Source organism: Halobacillus sp. GSS1, assembly GCF_017307035.1.
GTDB classification, from domain to species: domain Bacteria; phylum Bacillota; class Bacilli; order Bacillales; family Halobacillaceae; genus Halobacillus; species Halobacillus litoralis.
The window spans coordinates 16,978-33,557 of sequence record NZ_JAFLHE010000006.1; the positions used below are offsets into that span (position 1 = coordinate 16,978).

At 43.5% G+C, this 16,580-nt stretch carries 15 protein-coding genes; 10 read left to right on the forward strand and 5 right to left on the reverse strand.

Annotated elements, in window-relative coordinates; translation table 11 throughout:
* Positions 1–30: 30 nt before the first annotated feature.
* On the reverse strand, positions 31–1,350 hold the full coding sequence (gene brnQ, locus J0K78_RS12895) for a branched-chain amino acid transport system II carrier protein (RefSeq protein ID WP_206947459.1): 1,320 nt from the start codon (positions 1,348–1,350) through the stop codon (positions 31–33).
* Between the two features lie 552 nt (positions 1,351–1,902).
* Here brnQ and J0K78_RS12900 point away from each other — a divergent pair.
* On the forward strand, positions 1,903–3,768 hold the full coding sequence (locus tag J0K78_RS12900) for a cation:proton antiporter (RefSeq protein ID WP_206947460.1): 1,866 nt from the start codon (positions 1,903–1,905) through the stop codon (positions 3,766–3,768).
* Between the two features lie 38 nt (positions 3,769–3,806).
* Here J0K78_RS12900 and J0K78_RS12905 read toward each other — a convergent pair whose 3' ends face one another.
* Positions 3,807–3,989 carry an SE1832 family protein gene (locus J0K78_RS12905; protein ID WP_089653638.1) on the reverse strand — a complete coding sequence of 61 codons (183 nt, stop codon included), beginning with the start codon at positions 3,987–3,989 and terminating at the stop codon, positions 3,807–3,809.
* Between the two features lie 128 nt (positions 3,990–4,117).
* On the opposite strand from J0K78_RS12905, the gene J0K78_RS12910 reads away from it, so the two are divergent.
* The 4 genes from J0K78_RS12910 to J0K78_RS12925 all read left to right on the forward strand — a co-directional run bounded on the left by J0K78_RS12910 (position 4,118) and on the right by J0K78_RS12925 (position 8,138).
* The gene (locus tag J0K78_RS12910) at positions 4,118–4,963 is read left to right on the forward strand and encodes a GNAT family N-acetyltransferase (protein ID WP_206947461.1); all 846 of its coding nucleotides are present in this window, start codon (positions 4,118–4,120) and stop codon (positions 4,961–4,963) included.
* A gap of 219 nt (positions 4,964–5,182) precedes the next feature.
* Entirely contained in the window at positions 5,183–5,737 is a 555-nt protein-coding gene (locus J0K78_RS12915; protein ID WP_206947462.1) for a TRAP transporter small permease, read from the forward strand.
* Between the two features lie 28 nt (positions 5,738–5,765).
* A complete protein-coding gene (locus J0K78_RS12920; protein WP_206947463.1) occupies positions 5,766–7,031 on the forward strand; it encodes a TRAP transporter large permease in 1,266 nt (421 codons plus the stop codon).
* A gap of 87 nt (positions 7,032–7,118) precedes the next feature.
* Complete coding sequence (locus tag J0K78_RS12925) at positions 7,119–8,138, forward strand: DctP family TRAP transporter solute-binding subunit (RefSeq protein WP_206947464.1); 1,020 nt, start codon at positions 7,119–7,121, stop codon at positions 8,136–8,138.
* 654 nt (positions 8,139–8,792) lie between these two features.
* Here the strand turns inward: J0K78_RS12925 and J0K78_RS12930 are convergent.
* Both J0K78_RS12930 and J0K78_RS12935 read right to left on the reverse strand, forming a co-directional pair.
* Entirely contained in the window at positions 8,793–9,977 is a 1,185-nt protein-coding gene (locus J0K78_RS12930) for an MFS transporter (protein ID WP_206947465.1), read from the reverse strand.
* Between the two features lie 85 nt (positions 9,978–10,062).
* Positions 10,063–11,139 carry an AI-2E family transporter gene (locus J0K78_RS12935; protein ID WP_206947466.1) on the reverse strand — a complete coding sequence of 359 codons (1,077 nt, stop codon included), beginning with the start codon at positions 11,137–11,139 and terminating at the stop codon, positions 10,063–10,065.
* Positions 11,140–11,276: 137 nt separating this feature from the next.
* On the opposite strand from J0K78_RS12935, the gene pepT reads away from it, so the two are divergent.
* The 5 genes from pepT to J0K78_RS12960 all read left to right on the forward strand — a co-directional run bounded on the left by pepT (position 11,277) and on the right by J0K78_RS12960 (position 14,822).
* The gene (pepT, locus tag J0K78_RS12940; RefSeq protein WP_206947467.1) at positions 11,277–12,509 is read left to right on the forward strand and encodes a peptidase T; all 1,233 of its coding nucleotides are present in this window, start codon (positions 11,277–11,279) and stop codon (positions 12,507–12,509) included.
* Positions 12,510–12,825: 316 nt separating this feature from the next.
* Complete coding sequence (locus J0K78_RS12945) at positions 12,826–13,602, forward strand: TerC family protein (RefSeq protein WP_206947540.1); 777 nt, start codon at positions 12,826–12,828, stop codon at positions 13,600–13,602.
* Between the two features lie 106 nt (positions 13,603–13,708).
* Entirely contained in the window at positions 13,709–13,903 is a 195-nt protein-coding gene (locus J0K78_RS12950) for an SE1561 family protein (protein WP_160910813.1), read from the forward strand.
* The gene (locus J0K78_RS12955; protein WP_206947468.1) at positions 13,900–14,355 is read left to right on the forward strand and encodes a GNAT family N-acetyltransferase; all 456 of its coding nucleotides are present in this window, start codon (positions 13,900–13,902) and stop codon (positions 14,353–14,355) included. Before J0K78_RS12950 ends, J0K78_RS12955 begins: the two co-directional genes overlap by 4 nt.
* A gap of 17 nt (positions 14,356–14,372) precedes the next feature.
* Positions 14,373–14,822 carry an OsmC family protein gene (locus J0K78_RS12960; RefSeq protein ID WP_206947469.1) on the forward strand — a complete coding sequence of 150 codons (450 nt, stop codon included), beginning with the start codon at positions 14,373–14,375 and terminating at the stop codon, positions 14,820–14,822.
* Positions 14,823–14,889: 67 nt separating this feature from the next.
* Here the strand turns inward: J0K78_RS12960 and J0K78_RS12965 are convergent, their stop codons facing one another.
* Positions 14,890–16,551, reverse strand: coding sequence for a glycoside hydrolase family 13 protein (locus J0K78_RS12965; protein WP_206947470.1), 1,662 nt, complete (start codon positions 16,549–16,551; stop codon positions 14,890–14,892).
* Positions 16,552–16,580 lie beyond the last annotated feature (29 nt).

The window sequence follows — 16,580 nt, forward strand, 5'->3', positions numbered from 1 at the left end:
CTCTCCAGCTTGGAGAGGGATTTTCATACGTTAACCGTTCTGAAAACTTTCTTTATGACGAGGCTGTCCTTTAAAATAATCCAAAAGAAGTCCGATGACTCCCCCGATAAAGGCAGGGAGGACCCAGCTTAAATTCAATTCGAATAAAGGAAGTTGACTAATCAATGGCTCGATGGCAGAAACATCGGCTCCAAAAGCGACGAGTCCGTCATATACCCCTATGACCGCAGTCAACAAAATAGCTCCTCTATACACATAAGGAGAATGGTTAAAGAGTGGGCTCATGAATGTAAGGGCAACGAGAACAATCGTGATTGGATAAACGAACACAAGCACTGGGACAGAATAAGCGATGATTTGATTCAATCCGATATTGGATATAGCGAAACTGATCAGCGTAACTATAATGGTGACGTGCTTATAAGTAAGCCCTGGTACACGTTTTGAAAAGAACTGCCCACAGGCGACAGTCAAACCGATACAGGTCGTCAAACAGGCAAGTCCTACAATTAAACCAAGTAAGAGCGTTCCTATATTTCCATACATGATTTGTGCAGCACCGGCAAGGATGGCACTTCCATTATCATAAGATCCTTCTGTTGCCATTCTAGCACCGATCCAACCAATGGCTACATAGACAGTGGTCAGGCCGATGGCTGTTACTAAACCTGCTTTTAATGTTCGGGTGGTTAACGTTTTAGGATCCGTAACTCCGCGATCACGGAAGGATGAAACAACGATAATACCGAAAGCAAGAGAAGCAATGGCGTCCATGGTCAAGTAACCTTCAATAAATCCCGTAAAGAAAGGTTGTGCCTGATACTTTTCACCTGCTGGTTGGATGGGACCATCAAGCAGAAAGAAGCTTCCAATGACAAGACCAAGGATGGCCAGGAACAAAGTTGGGGTCAAAATTTGTCCTACGCGATCCACGAGTTTAGATGGATTGCGGCTGAGCCAATAAACGAGTATAAAAAATAAGACCGTAAAGATGAATAATGTCAACGGTTTCCCGTTCGTAAATGGAACGATGCCTGTTTCAAAGGCGACGTTTGCTGCCCTTGGGATGGCAAAGAAAGGTCCAATGACAAGGTAGACCATCGATGTAAATAATATTCCGAACATCGGGTGTACACGTCCAGCTAATTGTACAGCACCGTTACGTACAAGTGATATAGCAGCTACTGTTACAATAGGTAACCCTACACCAGTAATGACAAAACCGAAAATAGCAGGAAAGTAGGATGTTCCTGATTCAATACCGAGGGAAACAGGATAGATCAAGTTTCCAGCACCGAAAAACAAAGCGAACAACGTGAATCCAATAAAAATGGTGTCTCTTGCTTTCATACTGGCTCCTCCTCATAGATGTCTGTATATTTTGCGTAAAAAAAGCGCTCTTATCCAAAAGATGAGCGGCAATAATCTAATATTTTGCATGATTTTCATTGTTAAAAAGTGAATGAGATTAACGCACCGCCGTAATACTATCAATGTCACACCTTTCTGTCAATTATTTTTTTAGAAAATTTAAAAGGTTATGATTACCATCCCATTTTTTGTGTGATTCCCTGACAAAATAAGGATTTATCCAAAACTATGGCAGGATTATTGACGGTCCAGTTTCGAGACTTTTGTTATGTCGATGGGGGGCTGGGGGAATAACTCGCGTTCCTCGGGAGCGCGGTGAGCCTCCTCGACCTCCACCCCTACGCTCATTCGGGCAACGAACACCAGTTATCTTGAAACAGACTCTTCCACAATCGGGAGCTAATTGGTAAAAGGTTTCATGTAAGGGGAATATTTTACAGACAATTTAGTTTACAGATGAGGGAGAGGCATATAGAATATGTCTATATTACTTGAGGGTCGTACATACACCTTACAGAAGGAGACTGTTTAATGATAGATTCGTTACTATTACAACTGATGTTAGTGGGGTTTCTCGGCGTAGGTTCTCAATGGGTCGCCTGGCGCTTTCGACTGCCTGCGATTGTGGTCATGTCTATCGCCGGTCTCTTAGCTGGACCGGTACTGGGCCTCATGAACCCTGAGCAGGACTTCGGAGAACTTTATAAACCAATAATATCACTAGCTGTTGCCGTCATCCTTTTTGAAGGAAGTTTGAATCTGGATATGAAGGAAGTGAAAGGCTTAGGTCGGCCTGTGTTCAGGATTGTCACATTCGGGGCATTTTTAAGCTGGATATTAGGTTCGTTGGCCGCTCATTATGTGGCGGGTTTGTCATGGGCTGTCGCTTTTACAATCGGGGGATTATTCATTGTTACCGGTCCGACAGTGATTCTGCCTTTATTACGTCAGGCAAAGTTAAAACCGCGCCCAGCTAAAATCCTGAAATGGGAAGGAATTATTGTCGATCCGATTGGCGCCTTGCTGGCGGTTTTTGCATTCGAGATTATCCTGTTCCTGACCAACAATGATCCTTCTGCTTTATTGATGTTCTTTGCCGCTTCTGCCTTTGCTGTATTCCTGGGTTGGGTTTGCGGAAAGGGCGTCGGCTGGATGTTCGAAACAGGGTACATCCCTGAGTTCCTTAAATCACCAGCCGTCTTTGCTGTGGTTATTGCTTGTTTTACGATTGCTGATGAAATCATGCATGAAACAGGTCTGTTATCAGTTACAGCTATGGGGATGACGTTGGCGAATATGCATATCTCGTCCATTGCAGATATGCGACATTTTAAAGAGAATATATCCTTATTATTGATCTCTACCATTTTTGTCATGTTGACCGCTTCCCTGACAGTCGAGACCTTGGTAGAAATTTTCAACATACGAATTATCGGATTTGTAGCTTTAATGCTGTTTATCGTCCGCCCGTTGTCGATTTTTCTATCTACTATGGGCACGGATTTATCTAAATCAGAGAAGCTCCTTGTTGGATGGATTGCACCAAGAGGGATTGTCGCGCTTACTGTTGCCAGTTATTTCGCGAGTGTGCTTTTGGAGGAAGGGTTCGAGGATGCTTCGATTCTCATTTCATTGACCTTCGCGCTTGTATTCACTACCGTTGTGGCTCATGGATTCTCTATTGGCTGGCTGGCGAAAAAGTTAGGACTATCCATGGAGGGGCCTCCGGGAGTCCTCATCGCAGGAGGAAGTGTATTTACCACAGGCCTTGCCAAGACTTTGGAGGAGCTTAAAATTCCCGTACTTCTTACGGACTCTTCCTGGGAAAGGTTATCTCGTGCTCGTTCCCGAGGCATTGAATCCTACCACGGGGAAATCTTATCTGAACAGACCGAGTATTATTTGGATATGACTCCTTATGAGTATCTCGTTGCCGCTACAGAATTAGATTCTTACAATGCCCTCGTTTGTACGACTTTCGTACCGGAATTCGGGCGAAACAACTCCTTCCAACTTAGTTTAAGTAATAGAGAAGGGGATGATTTGGAGGATCTTGTGCATACGATCGGGGGGAGGGTCCTATTTGAAGAAGGGGCTTCCTGGGAAGAATTGAACGCTAGAGTAGAAAATGGCTACGTATTCCGAAAGACCACGATCACAGAACAGTACACTTTCAAAGACTATATGAAGAATATGGATCAACACGCGATGCTTCTATTTGCGAAAAGAGCCTCAGGAAAAGTGGAATTCTTCACTCCGGATATGGAGTATAAGGCAGAAAGCAGCGATGTCATCGTTTCTTTAATGCCCCCAAGTAAAGAATTTGAAAAAATTCAGGAAAAACTGGAAGGACAGCGAAAAGATAAAGAAAACAAAGAAAATCAAAAGAAATCTTAATAGGAAAAGACGGAGGAAACCAGTTTCCTCCGTCTTTTTTATTGCTCTGCCTGAGCTAATTGCTTATTTAATTCTTTTAACTCTTCTTCCATCCTAGCTAGCTGTTTCTCGGCATTTTGAATATTACCTCCGGCAGCTTCAAGCTTATCTAAATCTCCTTGAATACGAATATAATCAGATTTTAAGAAGGCAATTTGGTCTTGGATCTCTTTTTTAGTCATGGTTCATTCTTCCTTTCTTAATGTTGTTCTCCTTGTCACAAAGACGTATAATGTTAAGAAAAATTCATCTTATTCTGAATTTTATCAAAAAAAGGTTTTAAAGCAAAAAAGAAAAGGGGGACTCTTAGATGACTATAATGTATGAACATGACCCAGGCAAGTTCCTTGAACGAGTGGAGCCATTGCTAATGGCTAAGGAGTCGGAAAATAACCTGCCTTTAGGGATTTTAGAACGCCTGAAAAATTCTTATGGGAAAGAAGTTTGTCACTTAATCAGCTTTCAGGAGAATGGAAAGGCTGCGTTCATGTCTATGAGAACGCCACCGCATTTATGGATTATTCCTTCGCTCGACCATTGGGATCCAGTTCATATCGGTACATTTGTCCATTATTTGCTTGAAGAAGGGCATGAGGTCCCTGGTGTACTTGGTGAACGGAAGGCGGTCGAATTTTTCATAAGAGAATGGAAGCGCCTTACTGGACAGGAAGCGGAACTGCAGATGGAGCAAGGAATATTCAGATTGGATCAGTTGAAGATGATCCGCAAACAAAGGGGTCACTTGATTGAAGCCGATGCTTCTCATCAGTCTCTTGTGGAAAAATGGTTGGAGCAGTATGGAAAGGAAACAGGAGAGGACCATGTGGGTGGCCGCGCAAAAGAACTGACTGAAAGTCTGATTGAGGATCAACGTCTTCATTTATGGATCGTTGATGGAAAAGCTGTTTCCATGGCAAGCCGGGCACGAACAACGAAAAATGGCGCCACAATCAATGCTGTGTTTACACCGGATCAGTACAAAAGGAATGGATATGCCTCCCAGGCCGTTTGGCATCTGACAGATAAACTGTTGAAAAGTGGCTACTCTTTTTGTTCTTTGTACACGGACCTCGCAAATTCTACATCGAATTCGATTTATAAAAAAATCGGATATGAAAGAATCGGGGATTCGATCGTTTATCATTTTACAAAATAAGGATAATGTAATAGTGAAATTGGAGCATTCTGCATCAATAGTGAGCTATATGGAAGATATCAGCATCCCACTATTACAACTTCCTTAGACTGTAAAATTTACATAAAATAGACGAAAAATTCTGTGTAAACTGATTTGAGTGAATGGGGTCGATTTCGGTATTATATTTAGTAATTGACCCAAAAACTACTACATCAATCATTTAGGAGGATTACATAGTTGAATGTATTAAAGGTAGTAGACAAAATCATTCTGAAGATCGAAGAATTCATATTAAGTTATGCGGTCATCATCATTGCTTTAATGGTCGTAGGGAAAGCGTTAAGCAGGGCGCTATTCAGCTATTCACCCCCTTTCGCAGACGAAGTAAGTCAAATAGCGATTGTAGTAGCGACATTCATGGGGATCAGTTACGCAGCAAGGAAAGGACGCCATATAAGCATGTCCGCTTTCTATGACCTGGCCCCTTTCAAAGTGAGAAAGATACTAGCTGTGTTTATTCCTTTAGGGACCGCAGCCGTATTATTTGTACTTGCCTATTATTCAGGGTTGTACGTCCTTGATGTCTATGAATCTGGCAGAGTGACATCTGCATTGGAGATGCCTGCGTACTATTTGTATCTTTTCATCCCCATCGGATTTTTACTTGGGGGCATTCAGTTTCTGAGAAATGCATGGATCAATATTAAGCACCGGGATGAAGTGTATTTAGGAACGGATGCAAAGGATTATAACGATGAAAAAACAAATGAACTAGAAGGAACGCACTTGTGAAAAATTATGATGAAGAAAGGGTAACGATATGATAGCGACAATGCTCATAATTATGGTGATCCTTCTTTTATTGAACTTTCCAATGATGATTCCATTGATGGTGGCACCATTGGTCATAATGTTCATATACTTTCCGAATTTGGATCCTATGATTTTAATGCAACAGTTTTCTACAGGTATAGAACCTTATGTACTTCTTGCTGTACCGTTGTTCATTTTTGCAGCGGATATTATGACGACAGGAAAAACTTCCAATCGATTGTTGGATTTTATCGGATCTTTTATTGGCCATATACGAGGAGGTTATGCAGTTACAACGGCAGCTGCATGTACCCTGTTCGGTGCGATATCCGGATCTACACAGGCGACTGTGGTAGCCATCGGTAAACCGATGAGAGAGCGCCTGCTGAAAATCGGCTACAAAGATCCGACAGCGATGGCCTTGATCATCAATTCCAGTGATGTCGCTTTACTAGTCCCACCGAGTATCGGGATGATTATATACGGATTGGTATCCGGAACATCCGTGGGAGATTTGTTTATCGCAGGAATTATCCCGGGCGTGATCGTCTTCTTGTGTTTTTCCATCTACAGTGTCATCTATGCAAAGATGGCGGATATTCCATTGGCTAACAAAGCCTCATGGAGCGAGAGGCTGCACATGACTAAAAAAGCTCTGCTTCCATTGGGATTCCCTGTTTTAATTATCGGGGGAATCTATACGGGCGTATTTAGCCCGACAGAGGCAGCGGGTATGTCTGTACTTTATGCCTTTGTTCTGGAAGTGCTGGTTTACCGTTCTGTACATTTAAAAGAACTGCCCAAAATTGCACGTTCTACTGGTTTAGTAACATCTGCCGTCTTTGTACTTGTTGCCGGTGGACAAGCTTTCACGTGGGTCATATCATTCGCGCGAATTCCGCAAATGATTACAGAAACTGTTCTTGGCTCAGATCCTAGTGCTGTTTATGTTCTCTTGATGGTAACGATCTTTTTCTTCATTGGATGTATGTTTGTGGATCCAATCGTGGTTATTTTGATATTGACTCCGATTTTCTACCCTGCAGCTATGAGTGCCGGAGTAGACCCTATCCATTTGGGTGTTGTGATTACATTCCAAGCGGCCTTAGGATCAGCTACGCCTCCATTCGGAGTGGATATCTTTACAGCCAGTGCGGTATTCAATAAACCGTATTTAGAGGTCATCAAAGGCACACCGCCATATATTCTGATGATGTTTGCCATTTCAGTATTATTAATATTCTTTGAGGAACTTTCACTCATCCTTCTTTAAAGTGAGAGTGGAAGCTGATATACAAAAATAGGGGAGGTCATTGTTATCTTTAGAAAAAGTAGTTTACTAACAATCCTATCGCTAATCATGCTCAGTCTGATTCTTGCTGCCTGTGGTGGAAGTGACGACGGCAGTGCCGATGGTGATGGTGGAGAAACCTACAATTGGAAGTTCGTAACGGAAGAAGTGGATGGACAGGTCCAATATGAATACGCAGAAGAATTCGCTAAACGTATGAACGAAAAATCTGATGGTGCCGTAAACATTGATGTTTATGAATTTGGTGGACTTGGGAGTGAGACAGACCAAGTAGAGCAGCTTCAAAACGGAACCGTACAGATGGCGATTATGTCTCCTGGTTTTACAGGGAACATGGTAAAAGAGGGGCAAATCTTTGCTTTGCATTTCCTTTTCCCTGATAGTGTAGAAAAGACACAACAAATCTTAAATGATAGTGAAGCCCTGAATACAGATCTACGCGAATTGTATGAAGAACACAGCATTTCGCCATTAGCTTACTGGACCGAGGGTGCGATGCAGTGGACATCCAGCAAGCCGATTGAAAAACCTGCAGATTTTGAAAACTTTAAAATGCGTACCCAAACGTCTCCTTTGATCCTTAAATCATACGAGGCGTATGGAGCAGATCCTACTCCGATGAGTTGGTCAGAGCTTTATACGGCATTGGATAGAGGTACAGTGGAAGGGCAGGAAAATCCGATCTTCTTCATTGGGGATGCATCTTTCAATGAGGTACAGGATTACATGACACTGTCTAAACACAACAATTATGTAGCCATGACGACAGTCAACACAGACTGGTATGCTGAGCTCGACGAAGAAATGAAAACAATGGTGGATGAAACCGTTAAAGAAATGCAGGACTGGGTATTCGACGAACAGAAGAAACAAAATGAAGAGTACCTGGAAACGATCAAAAATGATACGGAAACCCCAACAGAAATTATCGAATTGACTGACGAACAGCGTGAAGCGTTCAAAGAAAAAGCGCTTCCTGTCCGCGACTTTTACCGTAGTGATGTATCTACAGTAGACGGCCAAGTCCTTGATAAGCTTCTTGAAGAAATCGAAGCATCAGGAGAATAAAGAACATAAAAAAGTCCAGAGCCTAGCGCTCTGGACTTTTTTTATGCTCTTAATCACTCTACTCCAACTAAAGCTCCCGATTGTGGAAGACTCAGTTCCGAGATATTTGATCGGTAGGTTGGGGCTGCGGGGAATAGCTCGCTTTCCGCGGGAGCACAAGGAACACATACCGCGAATCGTTAAAAGAAGCCTTGTCTCATTGAAATAATGAATGACAATCCCTGGCCATGGATACGGGATCCGGGGTCAGGGAAACGACGACTTGCAATGCTTTGGAACAGTCAGTAGATAAACATACCCGCTCGCTTTTCATGCGGACGTTTCCCAGACCCTGTTCTCACGCCTTATTCGTGCAGTATCCTTGGTTTACTAAACTCTATAACGGCGTACGTGAATAGGGATTTATTCCAGAGCTCGGCAGGTTACTGGTAGAGGGATTTCGAGAACCTCTTATGGTAAAGGGGTGGAGGGAAACGGTGAGACTCCTGTGGGAAGTGCGTGGTAGATGAGACCCCGCAGAGCGTTAGCTCGAGGAGGCTCATCACTCGCCCACGGAAAGCGAACCTTTCCCGGAGTCCCTAAACACACAAAAAAGCCTCGAAATCAAGTCTTCCACAATCCTGTCATATTGTTTAATAAACGGTGGGTAAAACCTTATTCGGGAGCTGACCAGGGTTCGGTTTGTTTTTTGTAGTCCAAAATCGTGAGTAGTAGGACAAGTAGGAAAAGGAAGCTGGACAGCTTGAATAACGTAGCTGTTTCCACGAATTGATAAATAAACCCGAGAATGAATGCGCTTGAACCGATACCAAGATCAATGGATGAATAATACATCCCATTAGCAATCCCGCTTCGCTCTGTCGTCGTTTTAGAGATGACCCATGCTTGAAGAGCCGGCATCATGGACCCGAACCCAATCCCGAATATAGCCCCTGCAATGACCAGGTGGACGTTCGAACTGGCTAGAGCAAGGACCCACATCGCGCTAAACGAAAGAACAGAACAAATCATGATCAATTTCCACGGGCCGTGTTTATCAAAGTAGCGGCCCGTGATGGGTCTCGTTATGGTTGCAAATACAGCATTGAAAAAGTAGAAAAGGAAGGTCCCGGAAAGGCCCTGTTCATTACCGAAAATGACGATATAGGTGACGACAGAACCGTAACCGAAGGTATTCAATATCGTAACAAGGGCCGGGTACCAGCTTCTTTTTTCAATGAGCGAACCAGTAAAAGAGAAGCGTGGAGGATCTTCCTGGTTTTTATATACTTGATCCGGTGTTACAAAACTTGTTACGGAGAAGAGCACAATGGCAATCATACCTAAGGCCGCAGCAATGCCGACGAGTAGGTCGAAGGAATAGTTCTGGTAAAGGTAGATACCGAGGCTCGGGGCCATAATCATCCCGACCGTTACGGAAAGGCCGAAATACCCCATACCTTCGCCAACACGTCTTCTTGGAACGAGATCGACAGCAGCCGTTCCGTTTACCGTTGTTGACCAACCCCACGCGATCCCGTGAATGAAACGAATGATTAAGAGAATGACAACCACTTGGGTAATCGGGTAAAGGGCGGTCATGATGAGCAAGGAAATGGCTCCGATTAGTACAAGGATTTTGCGTGGACGGGTCATTAACAGGTGGCCGATGAAGGGTCGTATGGCGATGGCTGCAAAGGCAAACGTTGTCGTAATCAGTCCTACTTGTAAACCCGATCCTCCAATGGATTCAATATAGGGAGGGAGGTTTGGAAGAAGCATTTGAAAGCTCATGAATGTGAATAGGTTGGCTAAGATCAAAAATATGAACGGCCATGTCCAAAGTTTCGGTTGTGGCATTTCTTTTCCCCGCTTTCATTTCAAGTATGATTCGTCATGTGTCCAAAAAAGGAAACCCACTATAAATAGCGGGTTTCCTCTACTATTATTCTGGATTCGTGGATGCCCTTCTCTCGAGCCATTCTTCGTAAAAATGACTGATGATGGCTTTCAGTACCGCATAGGTCGGGATTGCGAACAGCAATCCCAGGAATCCTGCGAGACTTCCTGCTGCCAGAATCAAGGTGATGATGGTCAGTGGGTGGATGCTGAGCGCTTTCCCCATGACGTTAGGGGAGACAAAGTTTCCTTCTAGCTGTTGCGCGATAATTGTAATCACGGCTACCCAGACAGCAAGGATCGGGTCCTGGAACAGTCCTACGAGCAGAGCTGGAATCACAGCTAAAAATGGACCGACAAAAGGAATGACATTCATAACCATGGCGAATAAGGCCAGGGTGAGGGCGTACCTTAAATCTATGATCATGTAGCCGATCAAAAGCAAAAGTCCAACGACGATACTTACCGTCATTTGTCCCAGGATAAAAGCGTTGAGCGTGTAATCCACAGAACGGGCAAGCTTCTCGAAGCTCTTCGCAGCACGATCACTTAAAAACTTCTTAATGAATGGCACAAGCTTATCTCCATCTTTTAACATGAAGAAAAGGAAGAAAGGAATAAGCACAAGCGCAAAGACAAAACCAATCAGCTGACTGACGACATTGATAATGACCGTTGGTGCTCCTTGTAAATAGGTTTCTAAGTTATTGACTACATTATCAATGGTGCTGTTGAATTCACTTGGAATAATGTCCTGATTTTGCTGCCAGTACGTGACGGTTTCACTCAGCATATCAGCCATCTCAGGGATGTTATCCACAAGTTTTGTGAACTGCTCCTGCGCAATCGGAGCAATGAAACGGGTGATCAGGAATCCAATGAATATGTAGAAAAGAAAGATGATCAGAATTCCCAGTATACGTGGGACCCTGTATTTTTCTAATAGCTGCAGCATCGGACGGGAAATATAAAAAAGAATCCCTCCGCCAATGAGAGGAACAGCGATGGCTGCAATATAGGTCAGAATGGGTTCAAAGAAAAAATGGATTTGGTTTAATAATAAAACCAACAGGGAGAGAAGGATGGCGGTAACAATTACTTGGAACCAACGTTTATGAATCAAAAGCGGACACACCTTTTTGTAAGAGTTTAATCACTATGTTAAGAATACCAAAGTTTGCCGGTGAAGCAATACATTTACTTTTAATCTTAGTAAGAATAAACTGAAAAAAGAAGCATGAATTTGAAGGAGGAACTTGAATGAAGAATGAACTACTGGAACGCTTTACTTCTTATGTGAAAATCGATACGCAATCGGATGAAAACAGCCCGGTCACTCCTTCCACCGAAAAACAATGGGAGCTCGCTGATAAATTGGTGAAGGAACTGAAGGAGATTGGGATGCAGGAGGTCACAGTGGATGACCACGCGTATGTAATGGCAACACTCCCGGCCAATACGGATAAAGAAGTCCCGGTCATCGGTTTTCTTGCGCACATCGATACAGCCACCGACTTTACAGGGGCTGGAGTGAACCCGCAAGTCGTCGAGGATTACGACGGTGGGACGATTGAATTGAACAAGGATGTGGTGCTGTCACCAGACGAATTCCCAGAACTACCTACATATAAAGGGCAGACTTTAATTACAACAGACGGTACGACACTTCTTGGAGCAGATAACAAAGCGGGGATTACGGAAATCATGACAGCCCTGAATCATTTGATTAAGAACCCGGATATTAAACATGGGAAAATCCGGGTAGCTTTTACTCCTGACGAGGAAATTGGAAGAGGCCCACATAAATTTGACGTGGAGCGGTTTGGAGCGGCTTATGCTTATACGGTCGATGGTGGCCCGCTGGGTGAACTTCAATATGAAAGCTTCAATGCGGCAACAGCTAAAGTGGTCTTCCATGGTCATAGCGTTCACCCGGGAACAGCCAAGAATAAAATGGTGAATGCAGGGAAGCTTGCGATGGCTTTTCACCATTCCTTACCCGAACATGAGGCTCCTGAGCATACGGAAGAATATGAAGGCTTTTTCCACCTTCACTCGATACAGGGAGATGTTGAGAAAGCTGAATTGACATATTTGATTCGTGACCACAACAAAGATGCGTTTCAGCAGAAAAAAGAAAAGATGCAGCAAACAGCAGAAACCATCCGTGAACAATATGGCAGGAAACGAGTGGAACTGACCATCGAAGATCAATATTACAACATGGGGGATAAAATCAAACCGGTGAAACATATTGTGGATATTGCTCACGCTGCTATGTTGAATAAGGGTGTGGAACCACTTGTGAAACCGATCAGGGGAGGAACGGATGGCTCTCAACTTTCCTATATGGGACTGCCGACTCCAAACCTATTCACAGGTGGAGAGAATTTTCATGGGAAGTATGAATATATTTCGCTTGAAAGTATGGAAAAAGCGACCGAGGTCATTGTCGAGATTGCCCGGTTATTTGAAGATCAGGCAGAAAAGTAAGAGAAGACGCGAATAGCTCAAACGTTCGTTCAATATTGCATAAGGGAACCTTCCTGTTCTCATACTAGAATTATTATATACAGTGGGCAGGAAAGTCGTTGACAAAACAACGTTGCGTGCTATGATTAAGGATAGATGTAGCATTCCTAAAGGGGAGTAGCTGGGACAATAAAGTCGTCATTTCGGGAAACATTCCCCGGCTTTATTGGCAACGGAAGTTGTTAGCGAGACCTTTACCCACTGTGGTAAAGGTCTATTCTTTTGGTCCTTACCATAGTGGTGGGGGCCATTTTTTATGGAAAAGGAGAGAATAGAATTGGATGCTCAATTATTGATTGAATACGGTTGGGTTTTGATTGTGCTTGTCGGATTGGAAGGGATTCTTGCAGCAGACAATGCCCTTGTACTAGCAATCATGGTCAAACACCTGCCGGAAGAAAAAAGGAAAAAGGCGTTATTTTACGGTTTAGCGGGTGCATTTATACTTAGATTCGGATCTCTATTTATCATTTCCTTCCTTGTCGACGTGTGGCAGGTTCAAGCATTGGGAGCTGCCTACTTACTTTTCATTTCAGGAAAACACCTCTTTGACCGGTGGCGGACCAGAGGGGATGATTATGAGGAAGAAATGGAAGAAGATGCAGGAGATCAGCGTGGTAAAGGCTTTTGGACGACTGTCCTTAAAGTAGAGCTTGCCGACCTCGCTTTCGCCGTGGACTCTATATTGGCTGCCGTCGCTCTTGCTGTCGCTTTGCCTGAAACAGATCTACCGGAAGTCGGAAGCTTGGATGGTGCACAGTTCGCCGTTATTCTCACCGGAGGTATGATCGGTATTATCATCATGCGTTTTGCGGCCGGTTACTTTGTGAAACTTCTGAAATCCCGTCCAGGTTTAGAAGTAGCGGCTTTTGTTATTGTCGGCTGGGTCGGTGTCAAATTAGTTGTCTCTACACTTGCTCACCCGAACATACAAATTTTGGATGAGCACTTCGCTCATTCAGCCTTATGGAAAATTATCTTCTATTCTGTCCTTGTCCTGATCGCAGCATTAGGATGGTTCTTATCAGAGAAAAAAGAAGTGGAAGAAGAATAACAAAAAAGCTGTGGCCTTCGCCGCAGCTTTTCTTATGGGTAAATTCTTTTACTTTCCTTATGAGAAAGTTAAGATAAAGAAAAGGGAGACAAAGGAGGGCTAACAAATGGGCAAGGCAGCTCAGCATCCTTCACAACAGTTTCATTATATAAAGAATAGAATACAAATGCTCAATCAAGTCGTATCCAGTATGGATGCAGAAAATGTGGACATCCAGGACTTCAACCGTGTTTTGGATATGATTGAGCAGCTTCAGGTGAAAATGTCCCGCTTTAAAAAAGATTGGGAGCAGGAATCATGAACATTCATTGGACACCTATCACTCAGCAAGACGCAGAAGAAATTGCAGGATGGAAATATCCTGAACCCTATAATTTTTATGATATGACGGCTGATGAGGAAGATTTAAAGCTGTTCATTAATCCTGAAAAGCGGAGTCCCCATACGTTTAGTGCACACAAGGACGAAGAGTTGATCGGTTTCCTGACGGTGGATTTAGAAAAACATCCCACTGTTGATCTTGGTTTAGGTATACACCCGGATGAAACAGGAAAAGGAGAAGGAGGAAGCTTCGTGCAAGCCTGTCTTGAATTTGCAGCAAAAAGGTATGTAGCTACAGCTTTTACACTTTCTGTTGCTACATTCAATGAACGTGCGATTTCTGTCTACGAACGTCTAGGCTTCAAAAAGAAGCACACGTTTACGCAGGCAACAAATGGGGGACATTATGAGTTCCTTTCGATGGAGAAATAAACAAGGAGAGTGACATCATGGCTTTGCATCATTTTCATTTAAAAGCCGACTGGCCGGGAGGCAGGAATGAAGTCGGCTACATTGAATCCGAAAAGCTGAAAACGAAAATATCCATACCAAAAGAGATGGATGGTCCGGATGTAGGAACCAACCCAGACGAGATGCTTCTAGGAGCGGCGTCCACTTGTTACATCATCAGCCTCGCAGCTTTGATTGAAAGGGCTGAATTACCTCTAGAAGAAATGGATATGGAGTCAGAAGGGATCGTGGATGTGACCGATGGAATTTTCACCTATCAAAAGATCATTCACAGACCGAGAGTAGTCCTGCGCGCGGAAGCGGACGAAAAAGATTTATCCAAACTGAACCGCCTCATTGAAAAGGCTGAAAAGAGCTGTATGATCTCAAAAGCCATTCAAGGGAATGTTGACCTTGAAATGGAAGCAGCCACAAGCATTGCTAAATGACAAAAAGGACGGCCCTGTGAGGTGGCCGTCCTTTTTTGTTACCTTCAAGCTGATGGAGAATCAGGAGTTATTGGGTTAATAAATAGACTCGTGCTTCGAAAGGTTTAAGTGTAAAACGATTTTCATCCACATGTTTATCAACAATCAGGTTTGAGAGGATTAAGTCGTTCGAATTTAGTTTATAAGAAGACTTGAATGCTGCTGTCTTTTTAGTCAGGTTCGAGATCACTAGAGCTGTCTGATCGCCAAGTGTTCTCGTATAAGCATAAATCTGTTTGTCATCTGGAAGAATCAACTCATACGTCCCATAGGTGAAGAGGTCATAGTGTTTCTTCAGACGAATCATTTCTTTATAATGATTCAGAATTGAATGAGGGTCGTCCTGCTGGTCTGCGACATTGATGACCTTGTAGTTCGGATTGATTTTCATCCAAGGCGTTCCGCTTGTGAATCCGGCATTTTCCTCATGGCTCCACTGCATAGGCGTCCGGCTATTATCCCTGGAGGTATTCCAAAGAATCTGCATGATTTCTTCGTGAGACATGCCTTTTTCTTTTTTTGCCTTGTATAAATTCTTCGCTGCGACATCATCATAATCTTCGATAGAAGGGAAGGCCACATTTGTCATACCGATTTCCTGTCCCTGATAGATGTACGGTGTTCCTTGCATGAAGAAATACATCGTTGCAATGGATGTTGCACTTTCCCTCCAATAGACTTCGTCGTCTCCCCACGTAGATACAACACGGGCTTTATCGTGGTTTTCTACGAATAGAGCGTTCCATCCGTCACCCTCCAAAGCTTTCTGCCAGCGTGTAAGTACTTCTTTCAACCCAGGGATATCGAGCTGTTGCTCTGCATCCTGATCCCAGAGATCCAAATGTTCAAATTGGAAAATCATGTCCATTTTCCCGTTGTCTCCAACCCAAAGATCGGCTTCGTCGGCACTAACACCATTCGCTTCGCCGACGGTCATGACGTCATAATTACTGTATGTTTCGTCTTTGAATTCCTGTAAGAATTCATGGATGCCTTTCTGGTTCATGTGCATATCGAAGGAAGATACGTATTTCTCTTTCTTCGGATTTGGCATATCAGGAAAGTTCGGTCGCTTTTTAATGTGACTAATGGCATCGATACGGAAACCATCAATGCCTTTCTCAAGCCACCAGTTGACGGTGTCATACAAAGCTTCACGGACTTCAGGGTTTTCCCAGTTCAGATCCGGCTGCTTGGTGGAGAACACGTGCAAATAATATTGCTCTGTTTCTTCATCGTACTGCCAGGCAGAACCATCAAAGATACTTTCCCAGTTGTTTGGTTCGGCACCGTTTTTTCCGTCCCGCCAAATGTACCAGTCACGCTTCGGATTGTCTTTAGATCTTCTAGATTCGATGAACCATGGGTGCTCATCACTTGTATGGTTGAGCACAAGATCAATGATCAGTTTCATGTCCCGTTTGTGAACTTCCTGAAGCAATCGATCGAAATCTGCCATCGTCCCGAATTCCTCTAGAATGTCCTGATAATCAGAGATATCGTAGCCATTGTCATCTTTGGGAGACTTGTACATCGGGCAGATCCAAATAAAATCAATGCCCATTTCTTTTAAATAATCAAGCCTGTCGATCATACCTTGCAAATCCCCGATTCCGTCACCGTTCGAATCTTGGAAACTGCGAGGATAGACTTGGTATCCAACCGCTTCCTTCCACCATACACGTTCCATAAGATTTCCCTCATTTCATTACAATTACA